The sequence below is a fragment of the Micromonospora sp. NPDC047753 genome, assembly GCF_040642735.1.
Lineage (GTDB): Bacteria > Actinomycetota > Actinomycetes > Mycobacteriales > Micromonosporaceae > Micromonospora.
The window spans coordinates 1-14,410 of the sequence record NZ_JBEYSL010000011.1 but is presented as its reverse complement, the minus strand read 5'-3'; the positions used below and the strand labels follow the sequence as shown (position 1 = coordinate 14,410).

14 protein-coding genes, 1 pseudogene and 1 riboswitch are annotated in these 14,410 nt (G+C 72.0%); of the genes and pseudogenes, 12 read left to right on the top strand and 3 right to left on the bottom strand.

What is annotated here, in order from left to right; translation table 11 throughout:
- Positions 1 to 53 precede the first annotated feature (53 nt).
- From ABZ749_RS02110 to ABZ749_RS02095, 4 genes are all read left to right on the top strand, one after another.
- Complete coding sequence (locus ABZ749_RS02110) at positions 54 to 2,171, top strand: AAA family ATPase (RefSeq protein ID WP_357221895.1); 2,118 nt, start codon at positions 54 to 56, stop codon at positions 2,169 to 2,171.
- 106 nt (positions 2,172 to 2,277) lie between these two features.
- A complete protein-coding gene (locus ABZ749_RS02105) occupies positions 2,278 to 3,195 on the top strand; it encodes a cation diffusion facilitator family transporter (RefSeq protein WP_357221893.1) in 918 nt (305 codons plus the stop codon).
- A 118-nt stretch (positions 3,196 to 3,313) separates the two neighbouring features.
- A riboswitch (cyclic di-AMP (ydaO/yuaA leader) is annotated at positions 3,314 to 3,445 on the top strand.
- Between the two features lie 56 nt (positions 3,446 to 3,501).
- Positions 3,502 to 4,515 (top strand): hypothetical protein, encoded by a 1,014-nt coding sequence (locus ABZ749_RS02100; RefSeq protein WP_357221923.1) that lies wholly within the window; start codon positions 3,502 to 3,504, stop codon positions 4,513 to 4,515.
- Between the two features lie 140 nt (positions 4,516 to 4,655).
- On the top strand, positions 4,656 to 5,156 hold the full coding sequence (locus ABZ749_RS02095) for a hypothetical protein (RefSeq protein WP_357221891.1): 501 nt from the start codon (positions 4,656 to 4,658) through the stop codon (positions 5,154 to 5,156).
- A 179-nt stretch (positions 5,157 to 5,335) separates the two neighbouring features.
- Here the strand turns inward: ABZ749_RS02095 and ABZ749_RS02090 are convergent, their stop codons facing one another.
- Complete coding sequence (locus tag ABZ749_RS02090; RefSeq protein ID WP_357221889.1) at positions 5,336 to 5,806, bottom strand: SRPBCC family protein; 471 nt, start codon at positions 5,804 to 5,806, stop codon at positions 5,336 to 5,338.
- Positions 5,807 to 5,997: 191 nt separating this feature from the next.
- On the opposite strand from ABZ749_RS02090, the gene ABZ749_RS02085 reads away from it, so the two are divergent.
- Positions 5,998 to 6,975: a PfkB family carbohydrate kinase gene (locus ABZ749_RS02085; RefSeq protein WP_357221887.1), complete on the top strand. Its 978-nt coding sequence runs from the start codon at positions 5,998 to 6,000 to the stop codon at positions 6,973 to 6,975.
- Positions 6,972 to 7,799, top strand: coding sequence for a 5'/3'-nucleotidase SurE (locus ABZ749_RS02080; RefSeq protein WP_357221885.1), 828 nt, complete (start codon positions 6,972 to 6,974; stop codon positions 7,797 to 7,799). Before ABZ749_RS02085 ends, ABZ749_RS02080 begins: the two co-directional genes overlap by 4 nt.
- An 18-nt stretch (positions 7,800 to 7,817) precedes the next feature.
- Here ABZ749_RS02080 and ABZ749_RS02075 read toward each other — a convergent pair whose 3' ends face one another.
- Entirely contained in the window at positions 7,818 to 8,180 is a 363-nt protein-coding gene (locus tag ABZ749_RS02075) for an STAS domain-containing protein (RefSeq protein WP_088949581.1), read from the bottom strand.
- A 387-nt stretch (positions 8,181 to 8,567) separates the two neighbouring features.
- Between ABZ749_RS02075 and ABZ749_RS02070 the strand changes: the two genes are divergently transcribed.
- From ABZ749_RS02070 to ABZ749_RS02055, 4 genes and pseudogenes are all read left to right on the top strand, one after another.
- Entirely contained in the window at positions 8,568 to 8,708 is a 141-nt protein-coding gene (locus ABZ749_RS02070; protein ID WP_181541235.1) for a hypothetical protein, read from the top strand.
- Positions 8,709 to 8,877: 169 nt separating this feature from the next.
- Complete coding sequence (locus tag ABZ749_RS02065; RefSeq protein WP_355008803.1) at positions 8,878 to 9,273, top strand: hypothetical protein; 396 nt, start codon at positions 8,878 to 8,880, stop codon at positions 9,271 to 9,273.
- Between the two features lie 645 nt (positions 9,274 to 9,918).
- The gene (locus tag ABZ749_RS02060; protein WP_357221881.1) at positions 9,919 to 10,605 is read left to right on the top strand and encodes a BON domain-containing protein; all 687 of its coding nucleotides are present in this window, start codon (positions 9,919 to 9,921) and stop codon (positions 10,603 to 10,605) included.
- A gap of 96 nt (positions 10,606 to 10,701) precedes the next feature.
- A pseudogene (locus ABZ749_RS02055) lies at positions 10,702 to 11,064 on the top strand (redoxin domain-containing protein); the annotation flags it as partial.
- 41 nt (positions 11,065 to 11,105) lie between these two features.
- Here the strand turns inward: ABZ749_RS02055 and ABZ749_RS02050 are convergent.
- On the bottom strand, positions 11,106 to 11,756 hold the full coding sequence (locus ABZ749_RS02050; protein WP_357221879.1) for a carboxymuconolactone decarboxylase family protein: 651 nt from the start codon (positions 11,754 to 11,756) through the stop codon (positions 11,106 to 11,108).
- 398 nt (positions 11,757 to 12,154) lie between these two features.
- On the opposite strand from ABZ749_RS02050, the gene ABZ749_RS02045 reads away from it, so the two are divergent.
- A complete protein-coding gene (locus ABZ749_RS02045) occupies positions 12,155 to 12,724 on the top strand; it encodes a DUF5987 family protein (protein WP_357196735.1) in 570 nt (189 codons plus the stop codon).
- Complete coding sequence (locus ABZ749_RS02040; RefSeq protein ID WP_357221877.1) at positions 12,721 to 14,355, top strand: GMC family oxidoreductase; 1,635 nt, start codon at positions 12,721 to 12,723, stop codon at positions 14,353 to 14,355. Before ABZ749_RS02045 ends, ABZ749_RS02040 begins: the two co-directional genes overlap by 4 nt.
- The last annotated feature ends 55 nt before the right edge of the window (positions 14,356 to 14,410 follow it).

Genomic DNA, 14,410 nt, shown 5'->3' with positions numbered 1-14,410 from the left:
CGTTGGCCCGCGCGGTTTCCGCCGCCTGCCGGCGACCTCTGAAGGAGCGTGCGTTGACCGACCAGACCGGCCTGGAGCAGGAGATCGCCGTCGAGCAACGACACCTCGACCGGGTGTACGCCCGACTGGCCGAGCTGCGGCAGTCGGCCGTACGCGCCGAGCGTGACGGCTACCGGATGGCCCGGGTGGGCACGCACGGCGCACTGGTCGAGCGCGACGCGATGGTCTTCCACGCCGCGCAGCGGCGGCACACCCTGGACGCCGAGCACGAGGGGCTGGTCTTCGGCCGACTGGACCTGCGCGACCGTCAGGTGCTGCACGTCGGGCGACTGGGGATCCGCGACGAGAACGCCGTCACGCTTGTCGTCGACTGGCGCGCGCCGGCCGCCGCCGCCTTCTACCAGGCCACCCCGGCGCAAGCGCTGGACGTGGTGCGGCGGCGCACGATCCAGTCCCGCGCCGAGCGGGTGACCCGGATCGAGGACGAGTTGCTGGACCCGACCGCCGCCCCCGAGGGGATGACGGTCGTCGGTGACGGCGCGTTGCTGGCCACCCTGTCCAAGGCCACCGGCCGGGGCATGCGGGACATCGTGGCGACCATCCAGCGGGAGCAGGACGAGGCGATCCGCTCGCCCGGCTCCGGGGTGACGATCGTCGCGGGCGGCCCCGGCACCGGCAAGACCGCTGTCGCCCTGCACCGGGCCGCGTTCCTGCTCTACTCCGACCGCAGCCGCTACGCCGGCGGCGGCATCCTGGTGGTCGGCCCGTCGTCGGTGTTCGTCGAGTACATCGGCTCCGTACTGCCGTCGCTCGGTGAGGACACCGCGACCCTGCACTCGCTGGGCACCCTCTTCCCGGGGATGACGGCCACCCGCCCCGACCCGCCCGAGGTGGCGGCGGTGAAGGGCTCGCTGCGGATGCGTCGGGTGCTGGAGCGGGCGGCCCGCGACGCGGTGCCGGGCGGCCCGGGTGAGCTGCGGCTGCTCTACCGGGGCACGCTGCTGCGGTTGGACCGGGTCGCGCTGGACCGGGTCCGGGACCGTGCGCTGCAACGCGGGGCACGGCGCAACGAGGTGCGCCGGGCCGGTTTCGACGGGGTGTTCGCCGCGCTCTGGGCGCAGGCCCGTGAGCTGAGCAGCGGTCGGCTGCCGGAGCAACCGGCCTTCGAGGCGGAGATCGCCGAGCGGTCGGAGTTCCGGGAGTTCCTCAAGGCGTGGTGGCCTCGGCTGCACCCCCGGCACGTGCTCGGCTGGCTGGCGCAGCCGGACCGGCTGCGCCGGTACGCCGGGGGGATCCTCTCCTCGGCGGAGATCCGGCTGCTCAACGCCGCGTACCGGAACCTGGACTCGGCCGGGCTGACCATCGCCGACGTGGCACTGCTGGACGAGTTGGACGCGCTGCTCGGCAAGCCCGCGCAGCCGGCCCGCGCGCGACGCGACCCGTTCCAGCTCGCCGGCGGCGTCCGTGAGCTGAGCACCCTCGGTGAACGGCAACGGGCCGCCCGCGCGGCGGCCCGGGAGCGCCCGGAGGACTACCGGGACTACGCGCACGTGGTGGTGGACGAGGCACAGGACGTCTCACCGATGCAGTGGCGGATGATCGGTCGACGCGGCCGACTGGCCTCCTGGACCGTGGTGGGCGACCCCGCGCAGACCGCGTGGACCGGCGACCCGGAGGAGCTGACCCGGGCCCGCGACCAGGCGCTGGGCCGGCGTAAGCGACACGACTTCACGCTCACCACCAACTACCGCAACTCGGCGGAGATCTTCGCGGTGGCGGCGGCGGAGATCCGGCGGCTCTACCCGGACCTGCCGCTGCCGACCGCCGTCCGCTCCACCGGGGTCGAGCCGGTGGAGCTGGTGGTGCCCGCGACGGGCTTGGAGACCGCGACCGTGGAGGCCGCCGCCGGCCTGCTGGCCGAGGTGGAGGGCACGGTCGGGGTGATCACGCCGGTCCCCCGCCGGGACGAGGTCGCCGGTTGGCTGGGCGCGCTCGGCGCGCCCAGGTTGCAGGTGGTGACCAGCCTGGAGGCCAAGGGCATGGAGTACGACGGGGTGGTGCTGGTCGCCCCGAGCGAGATCCGGGCGGATCCGGGCGCCGGGGTGCGCACCCTGTATGTGGCGCTCTCCCGGGCCACCCAGCGTCTCACCACCATCGACCCGACCGGCTGACGTGTGCGGACTGCCGCCGGCGGAACGCCCTGCCCGTACACTTGCATACATAGCGATGTGAACATACATTTGACCGGGTCCCGACCAGCGGCGGAAGGTGGTTCTCGTGGGCGCAGGTCATGACCACCACCATGGGTCCGTCGCCAATGCCGCACACCAGCACCGAGGTCGGCTCTGGGCGGCCTTCGGGTTGCTCGCCACCCTGATGCTGGTCGAAGCGGTGGTCGCACTGCACACCGGCTCGCTCGCCCTGCTCTCCGACGCCGGGCACATGTTCACCGACGTGCTCGGCATCGGGATGGCGCTCGCCGCCATCACGGCGACCCGGCGGGCCACCGTCGACCCGCAGCGCACCTTCGGGCTCTACCGGCTCGAGGTGCTCGCCGCGCTGGCCAACGCCGTCCTGCTCTCCGGCGTCGCGATCTACGTGGTGGTCGAGGCGATCCGCCGCTTCGGTGACCCGCATGAGGTCATCGCCGGCCCGATGCTCGTGGTGGCCGTGCTCGGCCTGCTCGCGAACATCGCCGCGTTCGCGCTGCTGCGCGCCGGAGCCAAGGAGAGCATCAACCTCCAGGGCGCCTACCTCGAGGTGCTCGGTGACCTGCTCGGCTCGGTCGGCGTCATCGGCGCGGCGCTGCTCATCACCGTCACGGACTGGTGGTGGGCCGACCCTCTGGTCGCGGTCGCCATCGGCGTGTTCATCCTGCCGCGCACCTGGCGGCTGGCCCGCGCCGCCATCCGCATCCTGGTGCAGGCCGCCCCGGAGCACCTCCAGGTGACCGCCGTGCACGACCGGCTCGCCGCCGTCCCCGGTGTCGTCGAGGTGCACGACCTGCACGTCTGGACGCTCACCTCGGGCATGGAGGTGGCCTCCGCCCACCTGACCATGGCACCGGGCGCGGAGGTCGGCGCGGTCCTCACCGCGGCACGTGCGGCCCTGCACGACGACTTCCGCATCGAACACGCGACCTTGCAGATCGAGCCCGGCGCCGCTTCTGGAGCCTGCGGCTCCATCGAATGGTGACCGATTCGTAGACTTCCGTGGTGACGCACGCACCGTCCGTCACATCGGCTGCAGCGGCCCCACCCGCACCGGTAGGCTCGGTCCCGGCCGTCACCAGGCGGCGCCCTCCCGGCGCCGGTGGCGGTCGCCGCCTAATCGCCCAACTGGGCGAACCGGGGAACCATGTTCCTGGGGTGTATCCGCGTCAGCGGTAGGGATCTTCCGTCCCGAACCCGTCAGCTAACCCGGTCGGCGGCTGACGGAAGGACATGCGCAGTGGCACCAGCACGACCACCCGCCGCCCGACTGGCGGCCCTGATCGTCGCGATGTTCGCCCTCGGCGTCGCGCTTCCGGCCGGCACCGCCTCGGCCGCACCCCCGACCGGCCTGCGGGCCGCCGCACCCGACTCCGACGAGGAGGGCGGCACCCCGGCGTTGCGGGCCCAGCTCGATGCGGCCAGCAAGGGCTACCTGGACGCGAAGCGCGCCCTGGACACCTCAGTGCAACGACAGAAGCAGCTCGGCACCCAGTTGAAGACCATCGAGGTCGAGATCGACCAGCGCAACGGCAAGGTCGGCGAGATCGCCGAGGTCGCCTACCGCACCGGCCGGCTCGGTGCGGTGTCGGCGCTGCTCAACAGCAACACCCCGGAAGGCTTCATGGACCGGGCGGCCGCGCTGGACGCGGTGGCGGCCAACGAGGACCGGGTGCTGCGCGACCTGCTGGACACCAAGGACAAGGCCAACCGCACCCGGGTCGCCCTGGACGGCGAGATCAACGAACAGCGCAAGCAGGTCGCGGTGATGGCCAAGCGCAAGGAGCAGGCCGAACGGGCCCTGACCGTGGCCACCACGCCCAAGCCGCAGACCACCGCCGACGCCGGCTCCAACCGCGGCACCTCCAGCGCCAACGCGAAGGCCGCACCACGCAACTCCGACGGCTCCTGGCCCTCCGAGTCGTGCAGCGTCAACGACCCCACGCCGGCCAACGGCTGCATCACCCCGCGCACCCTGCACGCGCTCAACCAGGCCAAGGCCGCGGGATTCACCCGGTACGTCTCGTGCCACCGCCCCAGCGGCTCGGGTGAACACCCGAAGGGCCGGGCCTGCGACTTCGCGGCGCAGAAGAACGGCTTCGGCGGCGACGCCACCGGCGGCGACAAGACGTACGGCAACAACCTGGCCGCGTACTTCATCCGCAACGCGGACCGGCTCGCCGTGCTCTACGTGATCTGGTACAGGCAGATCTGGCTGCCCAGCAGCGGGTGGAAGTCGTACAGCGGGGCGGGCGGCGACCCGTCCAGCGACCACACCAACCACGTACACCTGTCGGTCTACTGACCCACGCGTCGTGATGCCTGTGAGCCGCTGATGGCTCACAGGCATCACGTGCGTCCGGGGCCGGGCTACGTCACCGGGCGTACCCCTGATGTCGTCGCTCGTCGGACGACCCGGCCGTGGCCGGCGGGCAGCATCGCGGTATGCCTCGGATCCGACCCACCACCCGCAAGGCGCTGCTCACCCTGCACCTCGTCACCTCGCTCGGCTGGCTCGGTGCCGACCTGGTGCTGCTCACCCTCGGCGTCGCCGTGCAGCGGGGCGCCGACCCGGCGGTGGTCTATCCGGTCACGGCCCTGGTCGGCACGGTGCTGTTCGCGCCGCTGAGCGTCCTGGTCTGGCTGATCGGAGTCGCCAGCTCGCTGCTCACCCCATGGGGCCTGCTGCGCCACCGCTGGGTGCTGGTCAAGCTCGTGCTCACCACGGTGATGGTCGGGCTGGTGCTGTTCCTGCTCACCCCGAATCTGCGTCACGCCGGAGCGGTCGGCGCCGCCCTGCCCGCCCGCGATCGCGCTGACCTGGTCATCGCGCCGGCGGTGTCGACCAGCCTGATGGTCATCGCGACAGTGCTCTCCACCTACAAGCCGTGGGGCCGACGTCCCACCACCCGCCCGACCCGCAACAGCACGCCAACCCCGATCTAACGCCCCCACACCCCGCCCAGCCCGCCCGACGCGCCCGCCCTACGCGCCCGCCCTACGCGCCCGCGATCTTGCACTTGCTGCGCCGACATATGGCTTCATCCCACTGATATCGACAGCCGAAAGTGCAAGATCGGCGCGCCGAGGGGCGCCGCACGGGGTCGGCCACGGGGCGGGGTGGGTCAGGGGTTGGGGGGCGGGGTGTTGGTGGTGCGGTCCAGGGCGGCGCCCAGCCGGGTGGCCAGGGCGAGGTGAGCGGCCTGGGCCTGGCGGAACGCGTAGCGGAACAGGGGCCTCGGCGCGGTCAGGGTGATCTCGACGTCGACGCGGGTCAGGCCGTCCGGCTCGGCGCGTAGTCGAGTGTGGTTTCGCACCGTGGTGGCCGGCCACTGGCGGGCCACCATGACGATCTCGTCGGCCTCGCTGATCAGCACGTCCGCGTGGTAGGTGGTCCGGAAGCGCAGCGGACCGGCCGCCAACCGGTCGTTGATCGTGTAGCTCGCATGGGCGCCGGGCCGGGGCGGTACCCGGCGAACCCGCACGATCAGCGGATGCAGCTCGCCCTGCCGGGTCAGGTCGCTGAGCAACGCTGCCGCCTCGGCGGGTGAGCACCGGGCCTGGACGGTGTAGCTGAAGGTATCGCTGCTGAGCACACCGTCTCCCGCCGTCGTCTGGTCGCCCGATCGTCCCGTACCTATGTCTGGCTGGCAACGCCCCACTGACCCTCAGCGCCGCGCCGGACCGGGCTGATGCGACGACCTGCCACCACCTGCGCCATTAAGGTCGGTTAGTACGAAATATCCCGAAGGTGCCGGAGGGCGGCCAGCATGAACGGCGACGACCGATGAGTGGGCACGTGATGGTCTTCGCGCCCACCCCACAGCTGACGGTGATGGTGGACCAGCCCAACGACCACCCCGAGCTGCACCTGCACCCCGGCGGGCAGGGCGTCTGGCAGGCCCGGATGGTGCTCTCCCTCGGAGTCCACGTGGTGCTCTGCGCCGCCCTCGGCGGTGAGATCGGCCAGGTGCTGGAGCCACTGCTGGTCAGCGAGGGTGTGGACCTCAAGGTGGTGGTCCGTGACTCCGGCAGCGGCGGGTACGTGCACGATCGCCGCGACGGCTCCCGGCAGGAGATCGCCGACGTGCCCGGACAGCCGCTGAGCCGGCACGAGATCGACGAGCTGTACAACCTCGCCCTCGGCGAGGGCCTGCGGGCCTCGGTGAGCATCCTCAGTGGGCCGAACGAACCGTGGCTCGTACCGGCCGACCTGTACCGACGCTTCGCCGCCGACCTCGGCGCGAACGGTGCTCGGGTGGTGGTCGACCTCTCCGGCGATCACCTCGCTTCGGTGCTGGAGAGCGGGGTGTTCTTCCTCAAGGTCAGTCACGAGGAGTTGATCCGCGACGGCCGCGCCCGCAGCGACGACACCGAGGAGCTGACCCGGGCCATGTACGAGTTGCACGCGGGCGGCGCCGAGACCGTGGTGGTGAGCCGCGCCGACCAGCCGGCGTTGGCGCTCATCGACGGGGAGCTGTTCCAGGTCGAGATGCCCCGGCTGGAGGCCGCCGACCCACGCGGCGCGGGCGACTCGATGACGGCCGGAGTGGCCGCCGTCGTGGCCAGGGGCGGCGACATTCGGACCGCCATTCGCACCGGCGCCGCCGCTGGCGCCCTGAACGTGACCCGGCACGGCCTGGGCACCGGGCGGCTGGACTCGATCACCGGCCTGGTGGACCGGGTCCGGCTGGTGCCGGCGGACAGCCGTCAACAGGAGCGGACCACCCCGGACGAGTTGGCCGGCCGGGTGGTCGAGCGATGACCCTGCGGGTGTTGATCACCAACGACGACGGGGTCGCCGCGCCGGGCATCCAGGCGCTGGCCTGGGCAGCCAGGCAGCGGGGCCTGGACGTCGTCGTGGCCGCACCGATGGAGGAGGCGAGCGGCACCAGTGCCGCGATGAGCGCCGTGGAGCGCGACGGACGGGTCGTCGTGAACGACCATCCGCTGCCGGACCTGCCGGGGGTGCCGACGTACGGGGTCGCCGGGTCGCCGGGCTTCATCACGCTGATCGCCCTGCACGGGGCGTTCGGACCACCGCCGTCGGTGGTGCTCTCCGGCGTCAACCGGGGCGCCAACGCCGGCCGGGCGGTGCTGCACTCCGGGACCGTGGGCGCCGCGTTCACTGCCGCCAGCAACGGCTGCCGGGCGATGGCGGTCTCCCTGGACGTGCTCTCCGTCGGCGAGGCGACGGCCGCGAGCGGTGGCGCCGCAGTGGATGCCGCAGCCCGGATACGCGACGCCGAGCGGCACTGGGGCACCGCCGCGCGGGTCGCCCTGGACCTGCTCCCCCGTCTGACCTCCGCGCCCATGGAGAGCGTGCTCAACGTGAACACCCCGGACCTGCCGCACGGGCAGTTGCGTGGGGTGCGGCGCGGCACCCTGGCCAGCTTCGGCCAGGTGCAGATGACGGTGGCCGAATCCGGCCACGGGTTCGTCCGTACCTCGCTGGAGGAGCCGGGGCAGGCCGCACAGCCGGGCACGGACGTGGCGTTGCTGGCCGCCGGGTACGCGTCGGTGACGGCCATCCGAGCGGTCACCGAGGCGACCGACATCGACCTGACCGGTCTGGACGAGCAACCCTGACGGGGAGACCCGGCGCGCTCAGGCGCCGGGCAGCACCTCGGGGGTGGCAGCGCCAGCGAAGTAGGGCTCCGGGGCACCGAAGAGGCCGAGCAGGCCGGTCACCCAGAGCTGCCGGTGCACGAACCGGCTCGGCTGGGTCACCACCAGCTTGACGTCGCTGACCTCGGCCGTCTGGAAGCCGGCGACCATGGCGCTGATGCCGACCGAGTCGATGAAGGTGACCAACCTCATGTTGAGTTCGATGCGCAGCGGGCGGCCCTTGGCCAGCACCTCTGCGATCGCTTCGCGCACCTCGTACGCTGTGTCGACGTCGATCTCACCCCGCGGGGCGATCTCCACGACACCACCGGACAGAACCGACTTCACGATCGACAGGCTCACGCGAGCACCTCCACCCGCCCGTCCCCCGGGCGCCTCATCAGTACGCGGGCCGCGACCGAGAGTATTCCTCTGACGGCCTCGGTCGCCACCCCTCGGGATGAGCAATTCACGGATCCGGGCCCACAAAGCCACCCATATCCGTACTTTTCAGTATCTGATTACTCAAGACTTTTCGTTATCTGACCATCGGCGATCAGTCGGGACCGGCCCGCCGCCGAACCAGGGTAGCGGTCCGGAACCGGCGCGCCCGACATGCGGCCCATGACGTACGCCCGCCCCGTGTGCCGTCGGCGTGTCGCCCACCGTCGGCCGGCGCGGCCCGCGCCCCCCGGTTGCCGACGCGCCCTAGCATCGGCCTGGACACCACCGCTACGGAGAGGATCTTCGATGATCAAGCGACTTGCCGGGCTGGCCGGCGTCGGTGTTCTGCTCGCCCTCGTCCTGGCCTGCGGTTTCGGCGGGGGAGGCGACGATGACGACGATGACGACGACTTCGCCCGAGGTGTCGCCGTGTCAGTGGTGCGCTGATTCGGTGGCGCGCAGGTTCCCGGCGCGCCGGGCTACCGGTGCTGCGTGCAGCTCGGGGTTTGCGTCCGGCTGACCCGGGGCACTGCGGGGTAGGCGACACCGTGACGCGCTGGAAAGACGCCGAAGTCCGAAGTGGCCGGCGGCTTCGGCACCTGAGGAGGTAACCACGATGTTCGGAACCAACCTGCTGGACCGCCGCAGCAAGCCGGAGCGGATCGCGGACCAGGCATGGGAGCACCTGCTCTCAGCGGTCAGCTACGCCGGTGACAGTGTGCGGGACACCGCCCGATCGGCCCGCCAGAACAGCAGCGACCTCGCCGACGGGGCGGGTGACCTGGTGGGCTCCGCCGCCGAGGAGGCGCGACGCCGCGCCTCGCTGGCCTTCGACGCGCTCGCCGGCCGCCAGCCGGCACTGCCCTGGACGCTCCTGATCGGCGCCGCGCTCGTCGGCGCGGCGGTCGGGTGGGCCGTCGGCTCCGCCGCGCGGGCCGCCGGCAGCCGGGACGACACGGTCGACGACGTGGAGTTCGTCGACGTCGACCGCCCCAACTCCCCCGCCGTCTGACCGACAGCACCACCATCGGCCCCGCTCGACCCCGGTCGGGCGGGGCCCGCTGTCATCCGCCCGCTCGGGTGGAACCCGGTCCGCCGGGTGCCGGACCCCTCAGGCGGCCCGGCGGACCGGTGCATCGGTGGTGATCCGGGGTCCCGTCCGGATCACCCGCTCAGTGGCTCGCGCCCGTCACGACGGCAGGTCTGGGTGGTTGTCGGCGCGGTACTCCGAGGCTGCCGGTCGGTGGCAGGCCGAAGTGGACGTCGGCGCCGGTGGAGGTCGCCGGACTGATCTGCGCAAGGGCGGTTCCTCTCGGGATCGGGCCCCGGGGGACGGGGTTGATCACCTGACTGCCGCCGTGGCCCGGGGGACGAGCACGACGACGAGACGGGTAGAGCTGCCCTGACTCCACCACCCGACGCGACGGCTCCCGCAATCGAGGAATGCGATTACCGTAACCGAAAGCAGCTCGCTTTGGAAGCGCTCCCATCATCGATGTTCGACGCGCTCCCCCACTCGCCCCGCCCAGGTCGGACCCCTCCGTCACCCGGTCCGGGCGAGGGCGGCTCACCCGGGGCGGCGGCAGGATCGCAGCACGGCGGACCTCCGGCCGCGGCCAGCACCCGGTCCGCCATCGGAACAGCGGAGGAGGGACAGATGGCCATCGCGGAGATCAGTCGCACCGACCAGGACATCCAGTCCGCCGTGCTCGACGAGCTGACCTGGGAACCACGGGTGCAGCCGCACGAGATCGGCGTCACCGTCGCCGAGGGCGTCGTCACCCTGACCGGCCGCGTGGACAGCTACGCCAAGAAGTGGGCCGCCGAACGAGCCACCCACCGGGTCGCCTCGGTCCGGGCCGTCGCGAACGACCTGGCCGTGCAGCTCACCAACGGCACCGAGCGCGACGACAGCGACCTGGCCGCCGCGGCCAGCCACGGGCTGGAGTGGGACGCGTTCGTACCCATCGAGAAGCTCCAGGTCACCGTCTCCGCCGGCTGGGTGACGCTGCACGGCGACGTCGAGTGGGAGTACCAACGCCGGGCGGCCGAACGCGCGGTCGCCCGGCTGACCGGCGTACGCGGGGTGAGCAACGGCATCACCGTCCGACCGGCCAGCGCGCCGGACGCCCGCAACCTGGCCGACCGGATCGTCGACGCCCTCGCCCGGGCCGGAGCGACCGAGGCCGAACGGATCAGCGTCCGGGTGCACGGCGACACCGCGATCCTCGCCGGGTTGGTGCACTCGATGCCCGAACGGGCCGAGGTCGAGCAGGTGGCCTGGTCCGCACCGGGCATCCGGGAGGTGCAGAACCACATCGCGGTCGCCCCGGTGCTGCGCTGAGCGGGCGCGGGCGCCCGCTCAGCGGACGCTGAACGGGCGGGGAACCACCCGGGGTGGGTGAGCCCGTCTCACCCACCCCGGGAGCAGGCTGGTGGCATGAGTGATCCGAACGGGCTGATCCAACCGGGGCGCACCGCACCCGGCTTCACCCTGCCGGCCACCCCGGACGGGGCCCTGCTGGGGCCCGAGCAGTTCCGTGGCCGGCCGGTAGTGCTCGCCTTCTACCCCGCCGACTGGAGCCCGGTCTGCGGTGACCAGATGTCGCTCTACCAGTCGGCGGCACCCGTCTTCGCCCAGTACCAGGCGGTGGTGCTCGGCCTGTCGGTGGACAGCATCTGGTCACACCGGGCGTTCGCGGAGAGCCGGGGCATCGAGTTCCCCCTGCTGTCCGACTTCGAGCCCAAGGGCGAGGTGGCCCGCAGCTACGGCGCGTACATGCGCAACGGTGAGGCGGCACGCGCGCTCGTGGTGCTGGACCCGGCGGGGAAGGTGACCTGGAGCTACCTGTCGCCGCCCGACGTCAACCCCGGCGCCGACGGGATCTTCGACGCCGAGGCCCGGCCCGGCTCGCGCGGCTCCCGCAGGGTGGGACGCAGGACCCGGCTGATCCCCTGCTTGAGTCGGCGACGGGACCACGGAGCAAGGCCCGGCGGCAGCAGGAAGTTCGCCAGGAACACGTTCACCATGCGGGTCAGGTAATGAAAGGCGACGACCACCCCGATCAGTTCCGCGCGGTCTGCCGGGGACAGCCCGGCAGGCGGCGGCGCGGCGTCGTCGGACTGGTGTGCGGTACGCGCCCACGCCGCCGCGACGCGCAGCTCCGGCTCGGTGATGTCCTGCATCCGGTCGCCGGCGACCGCCTCGGCGGCGTGCTCGCCGGACAGGTCGTACATGCCGACGGTGTGCATGTCCGCGCAGTACGGGCAGGTGTTGGCCACCGACACCGCCGCGGCGACCGCCTCCTTGGTGGCCCGGTCCACCGGCCCCACCGTGACCAGGGGTTCCCGTGTCAGCGCCCAGTACGCGGCCAGCACGTCCGGTGCCGGAGAGTGCATCAACGCGGGCGGCACCACGAGTCGCATCTCGTCGGCCACCTGCGCGTACACCTCGGCGACCAGCCCGTTGGCCGACCCGGGCGAAACCGGGGACACGTACCTGACCTGCCGACGCACCATTGAGGACGCTACCCGCGCGGCGACCATCTCCGTCCTCCATCCGTCGTCGTGTTCCCGGTCAGTATCAGCGGGCGGCGGTCGCCTGGAGTGGGGCCGACCGGTCCAGCGCACGACCGGAGAAGCCCTCCACAGAACCTGGGGGTTTTCTCCAGATTCGGGGGTTCCGTGCGAGCGCAACGACGAAGATGCGGTCCCTGTCGTGCTGCCGTCACGATGTGGGAAAGCGATCCGTGAGCGGTGTCCGGTGGGTCACCGCCGCGGGTCCGGCACGACGGCCACGGCTTTGACCGGCCCGGCGGGCACCTCCTCCGGTCGCGCGTCCGCCAGGCGGACGACCCGTACCGGCGCGCCGACCACGGACAGGAGGCGATGCGGTGCAGCCCGACGAATCCGAGCGCAATCCGGATCGGACGCTCGTGCTAGAGGCGTTCGCGGACACCATCATTCCCGGCGAGAAACGGTTTCCCGGGGACCGCAGCGTGGCCGGGGTGTCAGCCGGCGGTGGTGCGGTGGCGGCCGGTGCGGTCGAGCTTCTCGAGAACCCGGCCGGCGGTCTGGCCGAAGGGCTGGACTCCCTGGTGTTCTCCCTCAACGACCACGCACGGGAGTACGCCGCCGGCCGCGACCTGACGCTGGACCCGACGGTGCCGCCGTTCGTGGCGCTGCCGTTCGACCACCGCACCGCCCTGGTCGCCGACCTCACCCAACCGGATCACCCGGAAAAGCAGATGTGGGTGGGCCTGGCCCTGTTCAGCAACATGGCCTTCGACAGCGCCGCCCACCTCAGCACGCCCGCCGCGCTGGCCGCCGGCCACCCGGGTCTGCTCACCATCGGCTACGAACAGCCTCAGGCCGACGGCATCTGGCGGTTCGAGTCCTTCTCCTACGGCCGGCAACTGGCCGACCTCCACCCCGACACGACGGCGACGGGCAGCCCCGCATGACCAGCATCGAATCGACCGACGTTCTCATCATCGGCAGCGGCTTCGGCGGGGCGATCCCCGCGTACCACCTCGCCGCGGGCGGTGCCCGCGTGACCGTCCTGGAGCGCGGTCCGTGGCTGCGCGGCGAGGAGTTCGACCACGACTTCCTGCTCGGCTCGTCGTACACCCGGGTCTTCGACTTCGTGGTCGGCGACGGCATGAGTGTGCTCGGCGGCAACTGTGTCGGCGGCGGAAGCGTTGTCTACTTCGCCACCATGCCGCGCGCGCCGCGCTTCGTCTTCGAGCGACGCGGCAGCATCGGCCGCCGGATGTGGCCCAGCTCGATCAGCCGGGACGCCCTCGAACCCTGGTACGACCGGGTCGCCGAGGCACTGCCGATCACCCGGCAGACCTGGGACAAGATCCCGTACGCCGGTGGCCTGTTCGGCGCGGCCTGTCGGCACGCCGGGCGCACCGCCAACCCGGCGCCGTCCGCCGTCGACGTGGACATGTGCACCAACTGCAACTGGATGATGTCCGGCTGCCGGTTCGACGCCAAGCGATCGCTGCTGCTGAACTACCTGCCGGCCGCGCTCGCCCACGGCGCGGAGATCCGGCCGCTGCACGAGGTGCAGCAGATCTCCCGTAACGACGACGGCGGCTACCGGGTGCACTACCGGATCGTGGACGGCGAGGACTACCGGATCCTGCACGACGAAGGTGCGATCGACGCGAAGCTCGTCATCGTCGCGGCGGGTGCCGGTGCCACACCGGTGATCCTGCAACGGTCGGAACCCGGGCTGGGCACCATGCCGCACGCGGTGGGGCGCTACTTCTCCGGCAACGGGGAGCGACTGAACACCGCCGTCTTCGACGAGGACCGGATCCGAGACGTGCTCGGGCTGTCCCGACCGGACGGGCGAGCCTATGAGGCGTACCAGATCGGGCGCGGCCCGACGGTGGCCAGTTGGGACCGGCTCGACGGCAACCTGCCCGAGTTCGAGCGCTACTCACTGGAGCAGCTCTACTTCCCGCCGGGGCTGGGCACCATCCTGGCGCAGGCACCCGACGCCAGCGGCCCGACCTGGTTCGGGGTGGACAAGAAGGAGATGCTGCGCCGCTGGCGGTCCTGGCTGACGATCTTCATCATGTCCGAGGACGACAACGAGGGCGTCTTCGGACCACCGCCGGAGACCGGCAACGCGCACCGCTTCTCGCAGCAGATGCTGGGGCACGGTCCGCTGAGCTACCGGCCCACCGCGAACACCCGGCGGGGCTGGTCGCTTGCCGACGCCGACATCAAGGACATCCTGGAACGCGACGGGCTGGCCCGGGTTGAGCCGTGGACGAACGACCTGGTCGGCGCGTACACGGTGCACCCGTTGGCGTCCTGCCGGATCGGCGACGACCCGGCCACCTCGGCGCTGGACGACCGGCACGAGCTGCGCGGACACCCCGGAATCTTCGTCACCGACGGATCGGCGGTCCCCGGTGCGCTCACGGTGAACCCGGCGTTCACGATCGCCGCCCTTGCCGAACGCGCCATGCCGGGCATCATTCGGGCCGCGCAGGAGCGGGGGGTCTCCGTCACCTACGGGGCGCCGTCGCCGGACGGCGAGACCGCCGGCCGCCGGGCGGTGTTCGCCCGCTGAACAGTCGGGCGTCGGCAACCGGGACTACCGGGAGCTGGTCCCGATCGGGCCGCTC

Excerpts from the sequence above, each read along its gene's own strand:
- ABZ749_RS02085 (WP_357221887.1), top strand. The coding sequence starts at position 5,998 with ATGAGTGGGCACGTGATGGTCTTCGCGCCCACCCCACAGCTGACGGTG.
- ABZ749_RS02070 (WP_181541235.1), top strand. The coding sequence starts at position 8,568 with ATGATCAAGCGACTTGCCGGGCTGGCCGGCGTCGGTGTTCTGCTCGCC.
- ABZ749_RS02100 (WP_357221923.1), top strand. The coding sequence starts at position 3,502 with ATGTTCGCCCTCGGCGTCGCGCTTCCGGCCGGCACCGCCTCGGCCGCA.
- ABZ749_RS02095 (WP_357221891.1), top strand. The coding sequence starts at position 4,656 with ATGCCTCGGATCCGACCCACCACCCGCAAGGCGCTGCTCACCCTGCAC.
- ABZ749_RS02080 (WP_357221885.1), top strand. The coding sequence starts at position 6,972 with ATGACCCTGCGGGTGTTGATCACCAACGACGACGGGGTCGCCGCGCCG.
- ABZ749_RS02065 (WP_355008803.1), top strand. The coding sequence starts at position 8,878 with ATGTTCGGAACCAACCTGCTGGACCGCCGCAGCAAGCCGGAGCGGATC.
- ABZ749_RS02060 (WP_357221881.1), top strand. The coding sequence starts at position 9,919 with ATGGCCATCGCGGAGATCAGTCGCACCGACCAGGACATCCAGTCCGCC.
- ABZ749_RS02040 (WP_357221877.1), top strand. The coding sequence starts at position 12,721 with ATGACCAGCATCGAATCGACCGACGTTCTCATCATCGGCAGCGGCTTC.